The organism is Winogradskyella sp. A3E31 (genome assembly GCF_046720935.1).
Classification (GTDB): domain Bacteria; phylum Bacteroidota; class Bacteroidia; order Flavobacteriales; family Flavobacteriaceae; genus Winogradskyella.
This window is the reverse complement of the sequence record NZ_JBHNWH010000004.1, coordinates 258,274-279,281: the sequence shown is the minus strand read 5'-3', so window position 1 is coordinate 279,281 and position 21,008 is coordinate 258,274. Positions and strand designations below refer to the sequence as shown.

General features: G+C 35.6%; 14 protein-coding genes. 8 read left to right on the top strand and 6 right to left on the bottom strand.

Annotated elements, in window-relative coordinates; translation table 11 throughout:
* Positions 1-295 precede the first annotated feature (295 nt).
* The 4 genes from ACFEMA_RS07215 to ACFEMA_RS07200 all read right to left on the bottom strand — a co-directional run bounded on the left by ACFEMA_RS07215 (position 296) and on the right by ACFEMA_RS07200 (position 7,686).
* Positions 296-2,257: a putative porin gene (locus tag ACFEMA_RS07215; RefSeq protein ID WP_411767402.1), complete on the bottom strand. Its 1,962-nt coding sequence runs from the start codon at positions 2,255-2,257 to the stop codon at positions 296-298.
* A 115-nt stretch (positions 2,258-2,372) separates the two neighbouring features.
* Positions 2,373-3,137 (bottom strand): hypothetical protein, encoded by a 765-nt coding sequence (locus ACFEMA_RS07210; RefSeq protein ID WP_411767401.1) that lies wholly within the window; start codon positions 3,135-3,137, stop codon positions 2,373-2,375.
* Between the two features lie 11 nt (positions 3,138-3,148).
* Positions 3,149-4,639, bottom strand: a complete 1,491-nt coding sequence (locus tag ACFEMA_RS07205) for a RagB/SusD family nutrient uptake outer membrane protein (RefSeq protein ID WP_411767400.1) — start codon at positions 4,637-4,639, stop codon at positions 3,149-3,151.
* Positions 4,640-4,650: 11 nt separating this feature from the next.
* The gene (locus ACFEMA_RS07200; RefSeq protein ID WP_411767399.1) at positions 4,651-7,686 is read right to left on the bottom strand and encodes a SusC/RagA family TonB-linked outer membrane protein; all 3,036 of its coding nucleotides are present in this window, start codon (positions 7,684-7,686) and stop codon (positions 4,651-4,653) included.
* 204 nt (positions 7,687-7,890) lie between these two features.
* Here ACFEMA_RS07200 and ACFEMA_RS07195 point away from each other — a divergent pair, with 204 nt between their 5' ends.
* The 4 genes from ACFEMA_RS07195 to ACFEMA_RS07180 all read left to right on the top strand — a co-directional run bounded on the left by ACFEMA_RS07195 (position 7,891) and on the right by ACFEMA_RS07180 (position 13,748).
* Complete coding sequence (locus ACFEMA_RS07195) at positions 7,891-8,493, top strand: ribonuclease HII (protein WP_411767398.1); 603 nt, start codon at positions 7,891-7,893, stop codon at positions 8,491-8,493.
* A gap of 31 nt (positions 8,494-8,524) precedes the next feature.
* Positions 8,525-10,897: a ribonuclease HII gene (locus ACFEMA_RS07190; RefSeq protein ID WP_411767397.1), complete on the top strand. Its 2,373-nt coding sequence runs from the start codon at positions 8,525-8,527 to the stop codon at positions 10,895-10,897.
* 80 nt (positions 10,898-10,977) lie between these two features.
* A complete protein-coding gene (locus tag ACFEMA_RS07185; protein ID WP_411767396.1) occupies positions 10,978-12,546 on the top strand; it encodes an OmpA family protein in 1,569 nt (522 codons plus the stop codon).
* Between the two features lie 152 nt (positions 12,547-12,698).
* Positions 12,699-13,748, top strand: coding sequence for a nucleoid-associated protein (locus tag ACFEMA_RS07180; protein ID WP_411767395.1), 1,050 nt, complete (start codon positions 12,699-12,701; stop codon positions 13,746-13,748).
* On the opposite strand, the gene lipB is transcribed toward ACFEMA_RS07180, so the two are convergent.
* A complete protein-coding gene (lipB, locus tag ACFEMA_RS07175) occupies positions 13,718-14,443 on the bottom strand; it encodes a lipoyl(octanoyl) transferase LipB (protein WP_411767394.1) in 726 nt (241 codons plus the stop codon). The genes ACFEMA_RS07180 and lipB overlap by 31 nt on opposite strands.
* A gap of 16 nt (positions 14,444-14,459) precedes the next feature.
* Entirely contained in the window at positions 14,460-14,618 is a 159-nt protein-coding gene (locus ACFEMA_RS07170; RefSeq protein WP_411767393.1) for a YqaE/Pmp3 family membrane protein, read from the bottom strand.
* Between the two features lie 119 nt (positions 14,619-14,737).
* Between ACFEMA_RS07170 and ACFEMA_RS07165 the strand changes: the two genes are divergently transcribed.
* The 4 genes from ACFEMA_RS07165 (at position 14,738) to ACFEMA_RS07150 (ending at position 20,943) form a co-directional block, all read left to right on the top strand.
* Positions 14,738-15,784, top strand: coding sequence for a response regulator transcription factor (locus ACFEMA_RS07165; protein WP_411767408.1), 1,047 nt, complete (start codon positions 14,738-14,740; stop codon positions 15,782-15,784).
* A gap of 109 nt (positions 15,785-15,893) precedes the next feature.
* A complete protein-coding gene (locus ACFEMA_RS07160; protein WP_411767392.1) occupies positions 15,894-16,298 on the top strand; it encodes a DUF1573 domain-containing protein in 405 nt (134 codons plus the stop codon).
* Positions 16,299-16,594: 296 nt separating this feature from the next.
* A complete protein-coding gene (lysS, locus tag ACFEMA_RS07155; protein ID WP_411767391.1) occupies positions 16,595-18,286 on the top strand; it encodes a lysine--tRNA ligase in 1,692 nt (563 codons plus the stop codon).
* Positions 18,287-18,555: 269 nt separating this feature from the next.
* Entirely contained in the window at positions 18,556-20,943 is a 2,388-nt protein-coding gene (locus ACFEMA_RS07150; protein ID WP_411767407.1) for a zinc-dependent metalloprotease, read from the top strand.
* Positions 20,944-21,008 lie beyond the last annotated feature (65 nt).

The window sequence follows — 21,008 nt, the reverse complement described above, 5'->3', positions numbered from 1 at the left end:
AAATATAAAACCCTTTTTTATTTCCTACAACTACAATCCAAAAAAAAATAAATTATTTTTTTTAAACCATAAACATTACCGGAAATGAACTACCATTAACAACCAAAAACCCGTCGCTAACGGGGCGCAAATATAAAACCGTTTTTAACTTCAAAACAAACTTTTTATGGAATTTATTTTTATAATTTTTTAAAGGTCTATTAAACAGTATTCTATAATCGAAAAAAGTTTAAGTATTGAACTGAGTGAAACAAACACCAGTCAACCTGATAATGCAAAAAAAGTGGCAAAAACTCTAAAGAAAGAAATTCCAGACCAATCCAAAGCGAACCGTAAAATCCCTAAACGGATAATTCGGCGCTGAAAAATAGTCGTAACCAGTAAAAGAAGAATTGAAGTGTTCTGCTTTTAAGAATATTCTTGTTTGTCTGACTTTAGCATTTATGAAAAAATCCAGTCGTGGGAAACCACCAAGCTTAGTTTCATTTTGGGTATAAAACTCTGCTAATAATGGGTCGTATCCATTCATATTATACTCAGTGAAATAGTTTAAGGTTACCCCTGTTTGCAGCTTTAGGGATTTTTTGAATAATTCATCCGAGAAATAAAGTGTATTCCTTGTTATAAGCGCAGGGACATTTAACACGTCTATATCACTGGTAACGTTTTGATACATTACCGTGTTATCTAAAGCAAATTTTCCAAATTTAAATTCCTTTTGCACTTTCAGCTTTAAATACTGGAGAGCGTCTTGATATTGAAAAGGCTTTGTTGTTTTTTCAATAGCACTAGGATCACTTACCCCAAAATAAGTGTAGTTGTCAATATTAGAAATGCTAAGCGTAGCATTTAAATATTTATCTGAAAGAATTCCGAAGGTAATTTCTTGAGTTCTTACATTTTCAAACTCATTTTGATTATCCCAGTTATAATTAACGTAATCGCTTTGATATAATAAATGATTAAAGTTTGGAAGCCTTGAGTTTATATTTAAACCGGCTAAAAGACTAAAATTTTCTGATAGGTCGTAGCTTAGTCTTGTGTTTAAAAAATTACCTTTTATCTCATCAGATAAGTTTGCTCCTATATCGCCTGATAAGATTACATCCCCAAATCTATTTTGGTAGCTTCCCTTAAAGCCTAAAAAATTGGTCTTTATCCTATTAGTAATTGTTTCATCTTCTAGAACAACAATGCTATTATACCCGTAGTTAATATCTGTATAATTTAATTTAAATGAAATATCTCCCAATGTTTTATTCTGAAATAAAACACCAAAGTCCATATAAAAATCTTCTAGGGTCACTTTATCATTGATGTTATTGGAAAACGAATCCCCAAAAAAGGTATTATTAACGTTGTCTTGATAAAACTGATAGTATTTATCCTGAAAACTCAGTGTATTTGTAATTGCAAGTTCTGTAGTTGAAAGCGTGTCCTTCTTTCGCACTAAATTGTAATGCTGATCTAAATAAAAGCGCTTGCCTTCTAGAATATTTTCAGAATTCTGAAGATTTGGATCAAAAACGGATCGGTCTAAAAAGTCCTCATTCCCAGTTCTAAAATTTTCAACATCAGAATCTGTAAGCCCGCCATTTTCTTGATTTAACAAATCTTGCATGGTAATATGTCCACGCATCTGGTAACGTCCATTCTTAGTTTTATAATTTGTTATAAACCTAAAATTGCCTGTACTTGTCAACACATCTTGATAATTACCCAATGAGCGCAGTCCTTTATAGGCAATAGACAGATTTAATTGCTTTGACGTATTCACCGTAAAAAAGGCATCTAATGTTTGTCCCTGCTCAAATGCAGTCTTATAATACAACTCCGTTAAGGGCGTCGGAACATGATAATAAAATATATCATCTGTTTCCATATAATTAAAGTGTCTTGCTCTAGCAGCAAATAATGGCACAATGTCATTAGAGGAATTCTCTAAACTTAGGCTATTATAGCTTTGACCTGTATTTGCAAAAGGCATTAAACCGAAAAGGTCTTTTCTTAAATAGTTGTACTTGTAGTGTTTTTTTATAGTTAATGTAGTGTCTACAAAAGTTGTATCCTTTGTTAAAGAGATGATTTGGTAGCCTGAGATTTTTGCCTTGCTCTGTGATTTAAAATTTGAATTTTGAGACTTAATACTATCACTCTCTTCATCAGTAAAGGTAGAATTATTAGATCTTTTATTTTCTTGACTAAAAGATGGCTGTGCTAAAAAAAACACGCTAAAAAGAACTATGAAATACCTCATCAATTGAAAAAAGATTGCTTTGTTTAAGAACGTCAAAAATAAACGTTTATTAACCCAATGGCAATAAAAAAAGCCCGACAATGTCGGGCTTTTATATTATATAAGTAAAATACTTCTATTGGTTTACACAGAAATCTGTAGATTCTTCAAAACCAGGAACAGTATCTAGCTGTCCACTACCTGAAGCATGAACAATATTACCGCAAGTCACTAAATAAGAACCTGAAGCTTGTCCATCCCCATAAGAATCAAAGATTGTAAATGTATAACAACCGTCTTCTAAAGTAACAGCTGTATTAAATGTATCACTACCTGAACCACATGGCGTAAGAGGTCCTTCTGAAGCTACAACAGCTCCTGTTGAATCTGTAATCTCCCATGATGTTTCACAACCCCATGCATCTGTAATGATTTGAACATTTAAGTCATTACAAGGAACGTTATCATCAACGATAGTAACTGTTCTGCTTGTATTAAACAAACCTTCACCAGCAACACCTACTGGTAAACCACTAGATGAAGACAATGTTAACACGATATCTACATCACCATCTATATCATCGTTATCAACTGGGGTAACTGTAAGACTTGCTGACGTTTCACCAGCAGGGATACTCAAACTTGCACCAGGAGATAGGGTATATCTCGACGCTGCTGCCGATCCAGAAACATCAAAGTTAACGGTAACTGCAGAAGATTGTGGCTCACTTAATAGTGCTGTAATAGTAACACTTTCTCCACCATTCTCTACTAAGGAAGCACTGGAGCTTGAACTTAGTTGAACAAATGCATCACCAGAATAGACAACTAAGTCTTCTTCACAGCTTTGGAATAAAACCACTGTGACGCATAAAGTAAATAATTTAAATAAGTTTTTCATAATCATTTTTTTTAGTATCCAGGATTTTGCTGTTCAGCAATTCCAGGGTTTCCGTTAATTTCTATTACAGGGATTGGTAACGTAAATCTAAAGTCTGTAGATGGTAAAGTACATGGAGCACTATTAACACCACAATCTATAGGATCTCTATCTATACCTTTATTTGCTGCTGCTCCCAATCTCTTAAGATCTTTGTAACGATGACCTTCAAAACTTAATTCGATACGTCTTTCATCTAAAACACCCGCAAAAGCTTCAGCTTGTGAGCCATATACAGGAAGCATTTGAGCTGAACCAAACCTAGCATCTCTTAATTGCTTAATTAAGTTAGCTGCTCCTACTAAATTGTTCTGAGCTGCTCTAGCTTCTGCTGCAATCAATAACATTTCTGATGATCTAAATACCTTAAGATCATTCATCAATGGTTTACCTTCTGAACCTGGATATTTTTGAATAACCAAAATATCTGTGTTTACAGGGTCAGGTGATGTGTCATAATCTGGATTGATTACTGACGTTGGAGCAACGTTAACATCGTAACGAATATCAGCTGGATCCATTAAGTTGAAAAGACCTCTGTCCATTTCAAAATAAGGCGACCCTGCTAAAGTTGCAGTTACGAACGCAAAACGAGCACCAGCCCATCCCCCTGCATTAACAGATCCTGTAGCACCTTGACCGTCATAAGGATCATTAACCGTTCTTTGTAGATTCCATATAACCTCAGAGGTATCGTTATCTAAGAACATATCAGCATATTCAGTTCTATCAGCTAATGGGTAACTAGATAATAAGCCCATTGCTAAACTTTCAGCAGTAGGATAATCCCCTTTTTCCATAGCGATTCTAGCTCTCATAGCTCTAATTGCATCTTTTGAGATAAAGAATGGGTCAGAGTTAACATTAGACAAGCTATTTGCCATGTCTATATCAGACTCAATGAAATCCCATATCTCACCGGTTGTGTTTCTTCTTGGTTGAATTCCAAGACCAGGCACAAAATCAATTAATGGTTGTGCTAAAGCATCGTTGTTTCTAGCATCAGGACTAAAATACAATAGCATTTCCATATTAGCATAAGCTCTAATAAAATAAGTTTCTGCTAATATATTGTTATAATCTGCTTGATCTGCTGCATCTACTTCTACACTAGCTGCAGCTTCTAAAAGTACTGTAGCCCTATTGTTAACTCTAAAGTTTCTCACCCAAAAATTTTGAGCAGCAACACTACCTGCATTTAGGTTAAAGTTATAAAGAGCTAATCCTTGTCCACCACTATCAAAACCAATTGTGACTTCATCACAAAAATTAGATGCAAATGCGATTTCTGGTGTTAAATCCAGTTCATTGTACACCGCAAGAACACCAGACCTTAAATCATCAATTGACTGGAATGCACCTGACGCATCTAAACGACCTGGTTGGCGAATGTCTATAGCGTCATTACAGCCCATTAAAAGAGCTAATAACCCTACGAATATTATTTTATTTATTTTTTTCATAATTTTTTTTTTTAAATACCTAATTCTAAACCGAAAGAGATTGTACGAGGTGTTGGGAATGATCTTGAGCCAGCTCTAGAATCAGCATCCCATCCTCTCCATTCTGAAAATGTGAATAAGTTCTCACCGTTTACAAATAATCTTAAGTTAGTCAATCCTGACCCCTCTAATTGAGTAGGTGTAAATGCATATCCAAAAGACGCAAAACGCAATCTTACAAAATCAGCGCTACGTAAGAAACGTGTAGAACCAAAGTTTAAGTTGTTAGCGTTAGGAGATGGTATATCAGTGATATCCCCTGGCTGTGTCCATTCTCTAAGAACATCAGTAGAGTGTCTAAATTGACCTATGTTCTGTTGATTTATCAAAGACGCATAATCATTATCAAAACGATCAACACCGATAACATAGTTCCACTGCGTTGTTAAGAAAAACCCTTTATAATCAATGTTAAGATTTAAACTACCACTCCAGTCAGGGTAAATATTTTTATCTAACCATACACGATCAGTGTCAGCACTTGGGTTTTCAGTTAAGTTACCATCTGCTGTCTTATACAATAAATTACCTGTTGCTGGATTAACACCTGCGTACTCAATAGTAAAGATTTCAAATAACTTTCCACCGTTTCTACCTAAGCCGATAATCTCTCCATCTTCATTTGGCAATTCATCTAATTCTGTCTCGTTGTAGTTACCAACAACACCTAAAGTAACATTTAATCCACCTTCTGATGTAGAACGAACGATGTCGTAAGTGACGTCAAAATCTATACCTCTGTTAAACAATAGTCCAGTATTTGCTGGTTGTGCAGTAAATCCAGTTACAGCTGATAACGGTGTGTTTTGGAATAAATCAGAAGTTTCTCTTTCATACACATCAAAACTACCTCTAAGTCTATTGTTCCAAAGTCCAAAATCAAGACCAATGTTTGCAGACGTAATAGTTTCCCATCTTAAATCTCTGTTACCAATTTGCGCTAAGGCTAACGAATTAGCATTACCATAACCAGCTTGAGATGTAAACAAGTCTAAATATCTATCTGGTGCAGAGAATAAACCTCCACCAACAATATCTTGGTTACCAGCAGTACCATAAGATGCTCTCAGTTTTAAGTTATTAAACACCGAACCATCCATAAATGCTTCGTTAGAAATATTCCAACGACCAGATACAGAATAAAATGTTGCCCAACGATTAGATCCAGAGAACCTATAAGACGCATCTCTACGAACTGTTGCACCAAAACCATATCTTTCATCATAATCATAATTCATCGATCCAAAGTATGAGAATAAACCTGCGTTTAAAATATTTGCGCTTGCTGTATCAATAAACAAACCGTTTGCTGTACCAATCAACGCATCACCATCACCTGGGAAGAATTGAGAAGGCACTAAACCGTTAGAGAAGTAACCGAAGTTTCTAAAGTGTGCTTTGAAGTACTCTGTATATAACCCTAAGTCAACAGAATGCTTACCAAATGTTTTAGCAGCATTTAATGATGTGACTTGGTTATATGAAAATGCTCTGTTACTAATTTGCTGTTGGAAACCAGAAGTTGGGTTTTCAGCACCACCAAATAAAATAGCATTAAAAGATGTTGGTCCCTCTGCTCTTGTTAAAAACTCAGCTTGGTAATCACCACCCATAACCATTCTTGCAGTTAACCAATCTGTGATTGCATAACTAAAATCAGCACTACCTACTATTTTTACCTCTTCTTCAAAACGAGTATAGGTTCTTAATCTATCTAATAAGAAAAGAGGAGTATTAGTAAATGACAATGGTGATAAAAGATCAGCACCAGTTGTATAATCATCAGCAGTAATATATGGCACTGATTGTAACGCACCTAATACATAGTTACGGTTAATTGCACCAGAACCAATACTGTTTGGCTCATTTGACTTAGAATAGTTAATCGTTAAGTTTGTTGAATAATTAAATTTCTCATTTTCAGATTTACCTGCAACGTTTGAACGAATGTTAAAACGTTTCAAATCACTCTGCTGAAGAATACCTTCAGTATCAGAATATCCAAAAGAGGTAAACTGAGTAGTTTTTTCTCCACCACTACTTAAATTCACAGTATGGTTTTGAGAAATACCTGTTCTAAAGAAAAAGTCCGTCCAGTCAAAATTTGGAGCTGCAGCAATTTGTGCATCTGTTAGTGGAGAACCATTCCCAGGGTTAAAAACACCTGAACTGTTTCCTGCACCAGCACCATTACCTCTGTCTCTTTCGTATCTTAATTGCTCTTGAGCTGTCATTGGATCATAGTCAGTATCCTGTAAGGTACTGTAAGACATAAATCCATTGTAAGAAATCTTTAATTCTTGACCATAAGATCCACCTCTAGTTTTAATAACAATAACACCATTTGCACCCCTGTTACCATAAATTGCAGTTGCACCCGCATCTTTAAGCACATCGATAGATAAGATATCCTGAGGATTTAATGATCTAAAGTTATCTTCATCAACTGGCGTACCATCAATAATGAATAACGGTTCAGTATTACCACCAATAGAAGCAACACCACGCAATTGAACTGTTGAGTTACCTCCAGGTTGACCACTACTAGTTACAATGTTAAGACCTGGAACTTGACCAGCTAATGTCTGAACAAAACTTGCATTTGGCCTATTTTCAATAGTTTCTGAAGATACCCTAACCTGAGACACGTTTGATCTTGTCTTAGTCTGAGTGGTATAACCAGTAACAACTACTTCATCTAGCGCAGCAGCATCTTCCACCATTGCTAAATTAATTGTAGAGCTACTTGTAACAGCCTGTTCTACAGTTTTAAATCCAAGGTATGAGAAAACCAATACATCCCCTGTGTTTGCTTTTAAGGAATAATTTCCGTCAAAGTCTGTTTGCGCACCTCTAGTGGTACCCTTAACAATTACATTTACGCCCGGTAATGGCAAACCGTCTGAAGCGGCCGTAACTGTTCCTGTAATGTCCCTTTCTTGTCCAAAAGAAAATTGCATTACAAACGCCATAAATAGCGTTAATAACCATGTTAACTTTAATTTCATAAAACAATTATTTGAGTTAGTCTTGCGCAAACATCTTAATAAAATATTAAATATCCAAGTGAATACTATAAAAATATGTTAAAGAAATAACTATAAAATCTACATCTTATTGATTTACTAGATTTACCATTGAGATGTATATAAATAAAGAGCTTGTTAATTGCCAATTAATCATTTTGCCCTATATTTCTAAATTTAAATATTATGAGTTTGTTAACCAAATTTTTTAACGGTTCTAAAGAATGTGGCACAGATGAAGCTGGCCGTGGTTGTTTAGCTGGACCAGTAACTGCTGCAGCGGTTATTTTACCTCTGCATTTTGACAACCTTAGACTTAATGACTCTAAGCAATTATCAGAAAATCGTAGGACAGAATTAAAACCCATTATAGAAACTGAAGCATTAACCTTCGGAGTACACCATATATATGAAGAAGAAATTGACACCATTAATATATTAAACGCCTCCATTAAAGCCATGCATCTTTCTATTACACAATTAAACCCTCAACCAGAATTTATAATTGTTGATGGCAATCGCTTTAAACCTTATAAGGATATTCCTCATCAAACTATTATAAAAGGAGATAGTAAATATTTAAGTATTGCCGCCGCATCCGTTTTAGCCAAGACCCATAGAGATGCTTATATGGAAAAAATCCATGAGGAGTTTCCCATGTATAACTGGAAACAAAACAAAGGCTACCCTACCAAAGAGCATAGAGCTGCGATTAAGAAATATGGCATTACAAAATATCATAGAAAATCTTTTCGCTTACTCCCAGAACAATACCGATTACAATTCTGAGTCTATTATATTTGTAAAAAAGAATTAGCCCATGAGACAATATATATTGTGTGCCCTTATTTTCACGTCAATATTTTCTTGTCAGAAAAACAACTCCTCAAAATTTACAGCTTCAGATTTTATTTTGGAAGAAGACCTTATTATTAAGGTAAACGCCTTCAATGATTTTTTAACTGTTGCCGAAACGGACGATGCATTTTCAAAATTTAATAATTCATCCGCTAAGAGCCTTACCAAACTATTAAGCCATTTTAAACCTAAAGAGGAGTTTTTAATAACATTTACGGAAGACTCTATTACCCCTATCTATAGTTTTATTACCAAACAAGATTCTACACTTCTTGTTCTGGATTCAGTTTCAAACGTACTTTCTATAACTCTAGGAAAAACCGGAATTAAAAAAACTATCATTGATACAGACACATTATACCATACTATAAAGAATGGTTATTTCTACGGAAGCAATAGCCAACAAAAAGTTGAGACTATTGAGCCTACAACATCCAGCAATGCATTAAAGTCATTATTAAAAACAACACATTCCGAAAAGACAGCTTCCTTCGTTTTTAAGAACACAGCTAAAGTGGCTTCCAACTTTTATTTAAATCATCTGGGTAATGACGACACTAAAATTACTAACTATACGGCATTAGATTTTGAATTTGATAACAACTCAATGCGGTACAACGGTATTACTGAAGCGGATTCTAGTTTCGTCCTAAACGTCTTTAATGAAAGTAATCCGCAACCTTTACAAACAGCCAAAATTGCTCCTTCAGATTCAAAAGGATTTGTCAGTGTTTCCTTCGATGATTTTAAAAGATTTGATTTACAACTAAAAAAGCGGCTTAAAAAACCAATAGACAGCAGCGCCACTTTTCTGGATTACAGTAATGAAATCGGACTGATAGAAACTCCTCAAGGTGATGTCATTGCTGTTCATGCTTTAGATGTTGAACTTATAGCGGAAATCATAACTTTACAAACCTTTTCTGAAACCTACAGAGATTTTGACATTTATACCTTCAATCAAAAAGACACATTTCAATCTCGTTTTGAACCTTTCATAAGTTTGGATGAAGTTAACTATATAGTTAAGGTAGATGATTTCCTTTTGTTTTCTCAAAACTCTGATGTCCTAAAAGAAATCATCAGTGATCATCTCAACAATAAAACGCTCAGCACTTCTGAGCAATTTAAAGACATGTACACCTACCTTAGTGATGCCTCTTCTCTTTTTATTTACAAAAATGGAAAAGCTTTGAGTGATGCACTTGGTAAAGATTTTTCAGATTATGATACAAATGCAGTTCAGTTAGTTTATGATAATGACTTTGCACATATTAACGGTGTTGTAAAAAAATACACAAAGCGCCGACCTACTAATAGTGTCACAGAAGAATTTAATGTGTCGCTGCCAAACACTATTCTTCTGCCTCCCCAAACGGTGAAAAACCATATTACCAAAGGAAGCGATATTGTAGTGCAAGACATCAACAATATTCTTTACCAAATTTCTAGTAGCGGAAAAACACTTTGGAAAAAACAATTACACGGCCCTGTTCTTGGCAACATTGAACAAATAGACATGTACAAAAACGGAAGGCTACAACTAGCATTTGCAACACCAAACCGTGTGTATGTGTTGGATAGAAATGGTAACGACGTCGCTCCTTTTCCTCTAAAATTTAATGATAAAATTACTCAGCCACTTTCTGTTTTTGATTACGACAATAATCGCAACTACAGGTTGTTAGTAACACAAGACAAAGAGCTATTGATGTATTCAGCCAAAGGGGAATCAGTCAATGGCTTCGATTATTCTAAAACTGGCACCATCACTTCACAGCCAAAACATTTTAGAATCGGAAGAAAAGATTACATTGTATTTAGTGCCAAAAATAAATTGAAAGTTCTGAGTCGCCAAGGTGATATTCGAGTTAACGTTTCTGAAACTATAGACTTTTCAGATAATGAAATCTTTTTGTATGAGGATAGATTTACGACTACAAATAATTCAGGAAGCTTAGTGCAAGTGGACACTAGAGGGCGAGTCACTAAAGAAAACCTTTCACTTCAGCCCAATCATAAGATTTATACTACTAGTAAAACTTTAACCAGTTTTTCGGATAGTCGCTTAAGTATAAAAAGTAGGACTGTTGATCTTGATTTTGGAGATTACACGGCCCCAAAAATCTTCTATCTTAACGATAAAATCTACATCACAATTACAGACAAGCAAACAAAGCAGGTCTATCTATACGATAGTCAGGCGAAAGCAATCCCTAACTTCCCGGTCTATGGAGTTGAATCTGCCATACTCGAAAAACTAGATACTTCAAGAGGATTAGAATTGATTACTCAAAGTGACGACAAAAGCATTATTGTTTATAAATTGAATTAAATCAGTGTTGTAGAAAATTTTCATTTTTTGATTTCAATAGTTATCACTAACTTTAGACGGCTATTAATCATATACTTACAATGAAAACATCAATATCCCTCAAGCAAATAATACTAATTTTTAGTGTATTGCTTTTTGCTGCACCATTACTCAAAGCACAAACCAAAAAAATTAAACGTCCAAAAAGTAAGGTCGGCATTTCTAGCACCGATAATTTTGTTCAAGAGTCTTTTGACCTATATGATAAGGTTTACAAATATGATGGTTATGCATCGGCTGGGACATCTCTAGACGATGATGACATTGACGTTTTGGAAGATGCTTTAGACGAAATGACAGCGCTTAGTGATAATGCACCAAATATTTTGAGTGACTTAAACGGACAAGGAGCACTTAAACAGGCAAAGGCAACTTTACAAATTAACAAGGCGAAAAAAGCTCTAAATTATAGCATAAAAACAGCTAAGGAGTTGCTCCTTGGGCAACGTGAACACGAAAGCGATTCTGAAAGCGAAGATGAAACTGAAGATGATGAAACTACCGAAGCTGATGATGAAGACAACAATGAATCTGTAGGTGATACCAATTCCGAAGAAGTAACTGAAACTGTCCCTTCAAACGTTTCAGATGGATTGGAAGCTTATAGTAGATTCGACTTTGTCCCCGGAGATAAGTTGTTGTTTTTCGATGATTTTTCACAAGATTTCATAGGTGATTTACCAAGTCGCTGGAACACAAATGGTTCTGGAGGAATTGTAAAATTCAATAAAGTTGATGGTAATTGGTTAGAGCTAAAACCAGGCTATAGACTATTTGTAATTCCGGATATTAATAAGCTCCCCGAAGACTATACTATTGAGTTTGACGTACTTTCTTCTGGTCTTGCAAAAAATTTAGGAAACAGTGCACGGTTGTATATTTATTTAAGCGATACGGACAAATTCAGTGCTGGAGACAGTCATCATATTAAACTATCAATTCCATTTGGTCAGTATGCTCCTTACGATGTTACAGCCTACAACTTCTTTAACCGTAAAGCAGGTAGAATTAATAGTAGCCTAAAGGCAGATCTACGTGAAGAAGTAAAAAACAATCCACATATTTCTATTGCAGTGACAAAAGAACGGCTTCGCTTATGGGTAAATCAAGAAAAGTATATTGATATTCCTCGTATGGTTGAAGAACTAAATGTACTCAACTATATTAAGTTTCATATTTACGGGTTTAAGCCTGGAGAAGAACGAGTATTTATAAGAAATCTTAAAGTAGCCGAAGGCGGAGAGGATTTAAGGCGGAAATTATTGGCCGAAGGTAAAATTTCTACCAACGGAATTTTATTCGATTCTGGGTCTTCAAACATACAACCCCAATCTATGGGAATCATTCGTCAAATATCGCAGGTATTAATGCAAGATGGAAGCATGAAACTAAATATTATCGGTCATACCGATTCTGATGGCGCCGATGAGGCCAACCTTAAATTATCTAAAGACAGAGCTGTAGCTGTAAAAGATGCATTGGTCAGGGTTTATAATATTTCGGGAGAGCGATTAACAACTGAAGGTAAGGGCGAAAGTGAGCCTGTCGATGATAATAGCACTTCGGATGGGAAGTCTAAAAATAGACGTGTGGAATTTATAAAAATGTAGCAGTAACCAAACCTAAGTCCCTGAATCTGAAAACACCAAATTATTTTGGTGTTTTCTTTAGTTTTAAGCCCTACCTTTTGTAGTATTGCAGAACATAATTTTCTCTTATTTAAAAACAGTTCTAAAGCCTCATCAACGGTACAATTAATAAAATGATTAAACGTCAAAAAGCTTCAATAAAGCAACTCATTATTCATAAAGTTGGCAACAAATTCAACGACACCAAAAATAAATTTTCTGACGAGACCATTGATTTTGATGAAGCCACCTACAACCTTATTTTACCATACTTATTAAAGCCTTTTGTGAGTGTTGCGGAAACCTATCGTTTTCATCACCATTCTGATGTTAACCTCAATGAAATCAACACCTACAGTGATCAGATATTTGAAACTGAATCAGAATTTATTCCTGTTTCTAAACATATAGTTACCCACTTGTTTGAGCAAAGCAATTCCGCCCAAATTAAAACTGGTGATGTACTTGTTTGCCATTTTGAAAACATCCAATACGAAGATTATTTTACGGATGCCGTCGGCATATTTAAAATTGAAAATAAGACAGAATTTTTTCAGACATATCTTGAGGATAATAGCTACGATATTGCTGTACAAAAAGGCATACAAGCCAAAAAAGTGGATAAAGGCTGTTTGATTTTAAATACCTCGGACAGAGAAGGAAAAATTGTATTGAGTGTGGATAACAATTCGTACGACACGCAATACTGGATAAAGCATTTCTTAAATATTGCATATCCCGATGACAGTAATCAGCACACCAAAAATTACATTGAGCTGTGTAGAGAATTCTCAAAAGAAGTGCTACAAACCAATTTTGGGGGGCAAGAACAAAGCAATTTTTTAGCAAAAACAGTTGACTTTTTTAAAGAAAACGAAATTGTAAATATCGAAACCTTTAAAGAAGAAGTTTTTGAAGAAGAAGACCAGATTCAGCTCTTTGAAGATTATAAAAAATCCTATGAGAGCGACAATAAGGTTTTAATTAGAAATCAATTTGATGTTTCAGAGATTGCACTAAAGAAGCAAAAACAAAAGATTAAAACGGAAATTAAGCTCGATACTAACATCCAGATAAAATTAGATGTTGATGCACCAGATGCCTCTGCCGAATATTTAGAACGTGGCTATGATAATGACAAAAAAATGCATTTTTATAAGGTGTTTTTTAATGCGGAATCGTAATTCAGTTCAGCTTCAAACATTGTCTTAAAATGCTTTAATAACTTTTCCTTAACCTCAGCTTCATCAACTTTGTCAACGCCTAACTCAACATTTAAAGAGGTTACCGCTTTACCTCTAATACCGCAAGGAATAATATTATCAAAATAGCCTAAATCAGCATTGACGTTTAAAGCAAAACCATGCATGGTGACCCAACGACTGGCACGGACTCCCATCGCACAGATTTTACGCGCAAACGGAGTGCCAACATCTAACCAAACTCCTGTTTCACCAGGGCTGCGTTCGGTCTTTAAACCATACTCAGCCAAAGTGAGGATGATGACTTCTTCAAGAAAACGTAAGTACTTATGAATATCCGTGAAGAAATTATCTAAATCTAAAATGGGATAGCCCACAATCTGTCCTGGTCCGTGATAGGTTATATCTCCCCCACGATTGATCTTATAAAACGTTGCCCCTTTTTCAGTCAGTTGCTCTTCATTTAATAGAAGATTAGACATATCACCACTTTTTCCCAAGGTATACACATGAGGATGCTCTACAAATAGAAAATTATTATCAGTTTCTAGCCCAGCATCTTCCCTTCTATTCTTAATTTTTGTGTCTAGAATAGCTTTGAATAGCGTCTCCTGATAGTCCCAGGTTTCCTTAAAATCCTTTGTGCCTAAATCTTGAACCTTTACCGTTTTATTCATGCCGCAAAGATAGTAATTATCTATTCGGATTGTTTAAAATAACCAAGGCTGCTATGACGCCGGGCACCCAGCCACAAAGCCACAATAAAAAGACGATAAATATGGAGCCACAACCTTTATCTATAACAGCTAATGGCGGGCAAATAATGGAGAGAATAACTCTAAAAATACTCATGTATTGATTTGATTTGATTGATGTAACTATATGTCGAAAATAGGTGTCATTTGTTACAATTTGAAGGTTCTCTACACTTAATTTATAAAAAATTAAGTAGATTCGTTTTTGTGAAACAGATGATCCTTTTAGGTTTTCTTTGTGTTGCTAACTTCTGTAGTGCGCAATTTTCATTCTCGGGACAGATAAATCCTGAAGAATGGCAAAGCACCGTTTATTTATCCATTGTTGAAGATTTTAGAAAGCTAAATGGCGTCTATACCGAACAAATTATAGCAAAAACTACTGCAGACGAAGCGGGCTATTTTGAATTTAAAGGTAATTTTCTAAATCCCGACAATCGTATCTACCGCATCCATATCGATAATTGCGATGTATTTCAACAAGACATCAATCATTTTAATGGACACTGTCCTGATAGCCGTGAGCTGTTATTTATAGCCAACAATCAAGACACTTTAAAACTACCCTACTCTTTCGATAAACAAATTTTTTGTAACATCGATTCCACAAACCCCAACGCCAATGCCTTGGTAAAGATAGATTCTTTAAAGGCCGATATGCGCTTTGCTTACGGTGATTTAAGGACTGAAGCCAACAGAAAATTGAACAATAAAAAGTGGTTTAATACACTTCAAAATTTTGGAGATTCGCTTAACGAACCATTAGCCAATTTGTATGTCTATTCCTTTCTATCGGATCGCAGTAATGAGTTTCATAGTTATTATGTTGAGGATTTAAAGGATAATGACTATTATCAAAATCTTGAAACTAATCTAAATTCAAAATACCCAAATACGGCTTATACACTGCAATACAACAACGAACTTGCTGCAGATACCTATATGATTTCTACTACGGAAGAACCTGAGTCCAAGTTTAAGTACTATGCTTTAATTGCCTTACTTGTTTTTTCTTTAGGGCTTAACATTTGGGTCGCTGTGAAATATTATACCAACAAAAAGCAGAAAAAAGCACATCTCAAAGAACAGTTATCTAAACAAGAGCAGGTGGTTTTAGACCATTTGTTAGAAGATAAATCGAATAAAGACATAGCTGAAGCTCTATTTTTAAGTGTTAGTACCGTAAAATCACACACCAATAACATTTACAAAAAGTTAAACGTGCAATCTAGAGACGAAGCTAAATCTCTGTTTGTCAAATAGTTTTAAAATTCAACCGTGGTACTAGTACCAATTTCCAACCTTTGTTTTCCAGAATTTTGAATCATTTCGTTGAAGTTTGTTTCATTATTAATCATAAAAACTTTTTATCATGAAACGAACAGTAAACACATCGTTTTTTATTTTATTTATTGCTGGGCTATTAAGTATGGCCCCAACAAAATCCACAGTTGAAAATGCTGTAGCCATCCTAACTTTCGAATCGGAAGTTGTGGATTACGGCACTATTGAGCAACATGCTGACGGCACCAGAATCTTTACCTTTAAAAATGAAGGTGATGCGCCTTTGATTATCTCAAAGGTTAAAACAAGCTGTGGCTGTACCGTACCTAATTACTCAAAAGACCCTATTTTACCAGGGAATTCAGGAGAATTAGAGATTAAGTACGACACTAAGAAGCTTGGTGCCTTTACAAAAACAATTACTGTGCTCTCTAATGCAAAAGAAGGAGAGAAAACCCTAAAAATTAAGGGAACGGTTGTAGCTGCTAAATAAGACCATTCCTAATATAAAGGCTGTCAATACAATCAAAGTATGTCACCTTGAGCGCAGTCGAAAGGTCTTTATATATTTGCTTATTAAATAGGTTTCGACTGCGCTCAACCTGACATCAAATCTCGATTCTTTATATAATTAAAACTTCAACTACATTTACCATATCAAACCATTTGGTTCAACTCATATTTTATGAGATTCTTCATTTCATTCAGAATGACACTTTTCGAACAGTTTCTTTGTTTTATTGTTGCTATAAATAACGTAATTTTGCATTCTAATTTTAGAAATAGACCATGCAGCTTTCAGAACAAGAACTAGTACGACGCGAGAAGCTTGAAAAATTACGTAACCTCGGCATAAATCCCTATCCAGCGGATTTATTTGCTTTAGATCACACGTCTAAACAGATAAAATCTAATTACGAAGAAGGTAAAAAGGTCGTTATTGCGGGGAGGTTGATGTCTCGTCGTATCCAAGGGAAAGCTTCATTTGCTGAACTTCAGGATAGTGAAGGACGTATTCAAGTCTATTTTAACCGTGATGAAATCTGTCCTGGTGAAGACAAAACATTATACAACGAAGTCTATAAAAAGCTTCTAGATATTGGTGATTTTATTGGGATTGAAGGTGTATTATTTACAACACAAGTTGGTGAGAAAACCGTCATGGTAAAGGGTTTCACCCTTCTAAGTAAAGCATTAAAACCATTACCACAACCTCGAGTGGATGCTGATGGAAACGTTCATGATGCTTTTACTGATCCTGAGCAACGCTACAGACAGCGATATGCAGATTTGGTGGTCAATCCAAAAGTAAAAGAGGTTTTTGTAAAACGCACAAAGCTCTTTAATGCCATGCGTGATTTTTTTAATAATGCTGGTTATTTTGAAGTAGAGACACCAATTTTACAACCCATTCCTGGTGGTGCTGCAGCACGACCATTTGTTACGCACCATAACAGTTTAGATATTCCGCTTTACATGCGTATTGCCAATGAATTGTACTTAAAACGGTTAATCGTTGGTGGTTTTGACGGTGTTTATGAGTTTTCTAAAAACTTCAGAAATGAAGGTATGGACAGAACCCATAACCCTGAGTTTACCGCTATGGAAATCTATGTGGCTTACAAAGATTATAACTGGATGATGGAATTCTGCGAACGTCTTTTAGAGCATTGTGCTGTAGCTGTAAATGGGACAACTGAAGCGACTTTTGGAGAGCATCATGTAGATTTTAAAGCTCCATACAAACGCATTACAATGCGTGATTCTATTTTAGAATTTACAGGTTTTGATATCTATGGAAAATCTGAAGCTGAAATCAGACAAGCAGCTAAGGATATGAATATCGAAGTGGATGAGACGATGGGCAAAGGTAAACTCATCGATGAGATTTTTGGCGAAAAATGTGAAGGCAATTACATTCAGCCAACTTTTATTACAGACTACCCAAAAGAGATGAGTCCGTTGTGTAAAGAGCATCGTGAAAATCCAGAATTAACAGAACGTTTTGAACTGATGGTCTGCGGAAAAGAAATTGCCAATGCCTATTCGGAATTAAATGATCCTATCGATCAACGCGAGCGTTTTGAACATCAATTAAAATTGGCACAAAAAGGTGATGATGAAGCCACAGAATTTATAGATCATGATTTTTTACGCGCGTTAGAATATGGAATGCCTCCAACCTCTGGTATGGGAATTGGTATGGATCGACTCATCATGTTTTTAACCAATAATCAATCGATACAAGAGGTGTTGTTCTTCCCTCAAATGAGACCAGAACGTAAAAAAGTGGAAATGACTGAGGAAGAAAAAGCAGTGTTTTCAATTTTAAAAAGCAACTCACCTATTGATTTGACTGAACTTAAAAATCAATCTGGGTTAAGTAATAAAAAATGGGACAAAGCCATTAAAGGACTAACTAAAAATGGTGTGGCAAAAGTGAATAAAACTGAGGAAGGTTTATTTGTAGAAATAGTATAATCTACACAAAGTTTCAATATAAGCATCATAGACAAATTCCTATAGGTATTACTTTTTTTTTGAAAGTGCTGTGCGTTAAAGAAATACTAAAATCGTGTTTTTTAGGCTAGCCTCAACCATTATATCCTTATTTTCACAAGAATTTTTAAAAAAACCGACATATTTTGAAACACCTAACTATCCGACTACTGTTTGTAGTTACCGCATTTTTAGCGTTTTCTTGTTCTACAACCAAGAAAGCTAGCAAATCTAAATCTGGCGCTTCAGCCATGGCAAAACCGCCTTCTAAAAAACCTGGCAAGAATGATATTCAGCCTTATGACAAGGTTATAACTAAAGAGGCTAAAACTGATGAAGGACTTTTCGATGTCCATAAAATCGATGATAAATATTTCTACGAAATTCCTGACACATTATTTGAAAGAGAAATGTTAATGGTTACCCGTATCGCTAAAACGGCTTCTGGTCTTGGTTTTGGTGGTGGAAAATTGAGCGAGCAAGTATTACGCTGGCAGAAAAAGGACAAGAAGATTCTTCTTAGAATGGTCTCTCATAGTGTTGTTGCTGCAGATTCATTGCCAGTACACGAAGCTGTAGTCAATTCAAACTTAGAACCTGTTATTGCTACATTTCCGATAAAAGCTTTCAGCAAGGATTCTACTAAAACAGTTATTGATGTTACTGATTTATTTGCTAAAGATGTTAAGCCTTTAGGGTTTCCACAACCTAGAAGACAACAATACAGAATTACCCGTTTGGATGGGCAGCTTTCATATATTGAAAGTTTAAAATCCTACCCTACAAATATTGAATCTCGTACTGTAAAAACATACTCAGCTGGTAGACCTCCTTCAAACTCCAATACCGGTGCTATCACTTTAGAGATTAACAACTCAATGATTTTGTTACCTAAAGTACCGATGCAACGTCGTTATTTTGATCAGCGTGTGGGTTGGTTTACTAGTGGAACAACAGATTATGGCTTAGATGCTCAAGAAAGTAAGCGATTAACGTATTTAGATCGCTGGAGACTTGAAGTTAAAGACGAAGATGTTGAAAAATTTAAAAGAGGTGAATTAGTAGAGCCAAAAAAACCTATTATTTATTATGTAGATAGAGCAACCCCAGACCAATGGAAGCCTTACATAAAACAAGGAATTGAAGATTGGCAAGTTGCCTTTGAGGCCGCAGGATTTAAGAACGCCATTATTGCTATGGAGCCGCCAACTGCAGAAGAAGACCCAGAATGGAGCCCAGAAGATGCCCGCTATTCTGTAGTTCGTTATTTGGCTTCTCCAATCCCTAATGCCAATGGGCCTCACGTTAGTGATCCACGTTCTGGTGAGATTTTAGAAAGTGACATTAACTGGTATCACAACGTCATGACGTTATTACGTAACTGGTTCTTCGTACAAACTGCAGCCATCAACCCAGATGCAAGAGGTGTAGCGTTTAAAGATGAAGTGATGGGACGTTTAATCCGTTTTGTATCAGCTCACGAAGTTGGTCATACACTTGGATTACCACACAACATGGGTTCTAGTGTTGCTTATCCTGTAGAAAAATTACGTGATCCAGAATTCACAAAAGAATACGGAACAGCACCATCTATTATGGATTATGCGCGTTTCAACTACGTGGCTCAACCTGGCGACGAAGGAGTAGCATTAATGCCTAATATTGGGCCTTATGACAAATATGCTATTGAATGGGGTTACCGTCCAATTTTAGACGCAAAGTCTGGCGAAGATGAAAAGAAAACTTTAGATAGTTGGATTTTAGAACACGCTGGTGACCCAATGTACAGGTTTGGTCGTCAACAATTTAGTGTTATAGATCCAAGTTCTCAGACAGAGGATTTAGGTGACGATGCTGTTTTAGCTTCCGATTATGGTATTAAAAATCTTAAACGTATCGTTCCTAATTTAATCGAGTGGACTGCCGAAGACGGTAAAAACTATGACGATTTAGAAACTATGTACGGTCAGGTTTTAGGTCAGTTTAATCGCTATATGGGTCATGTTGCTGCCAATGTTGGTGGTGTTTATGAGATTTATAAAACCTTTGACCAAGAAGGAGCTGTTTATACACCTGTGGCTAAAGATCATCAAAAGAAAGCGCACATGTTTTTACATGAGCAACTCTTCGAAACTCCAGAATGGATGCTAGACGAAAACATCTTGAATAAATTTGAAAGTGACGGTAGCATAGAGCGTATTAGAGGAACTCAGGTTAGAACATTAAATAATCTATTAGATTTTGGTCGTATGCAACGTATGCTTGAAAACGAGACCATGAATGGAAATGACGCTTATGAATTATATGACATGATGAAGGATTTACGTCGTGGTTTATTTAGTGAATTACGTACAGGAAGATCTATCGATATCTATAGAAGAAACCTTCAACGTGCTTATATTGAGCGTATGGAGTATTTAATGACGCAAGAGCAGCCTCCTATCCCGGCACAGTTCAGACGTTTTATTAGTAGTACACAAGTAAATGTAAGTCAATCTGATATTAGAGCTATCGTTAGAGCTGAATTGAAGTCACTAAGAAGTCAGTTGCGATCTGCAGGTGGACGAGATGCTATGAGCAGAATTCACATTGCTGATGCTATTGAGCGTGTTGACAATATCCTTAACCCTAATGATTAAATAGGAACCGTCAATTCGAGTGAATTTTAGCATTAAGAATGCGTAAAATTAATATCGAGAATAAT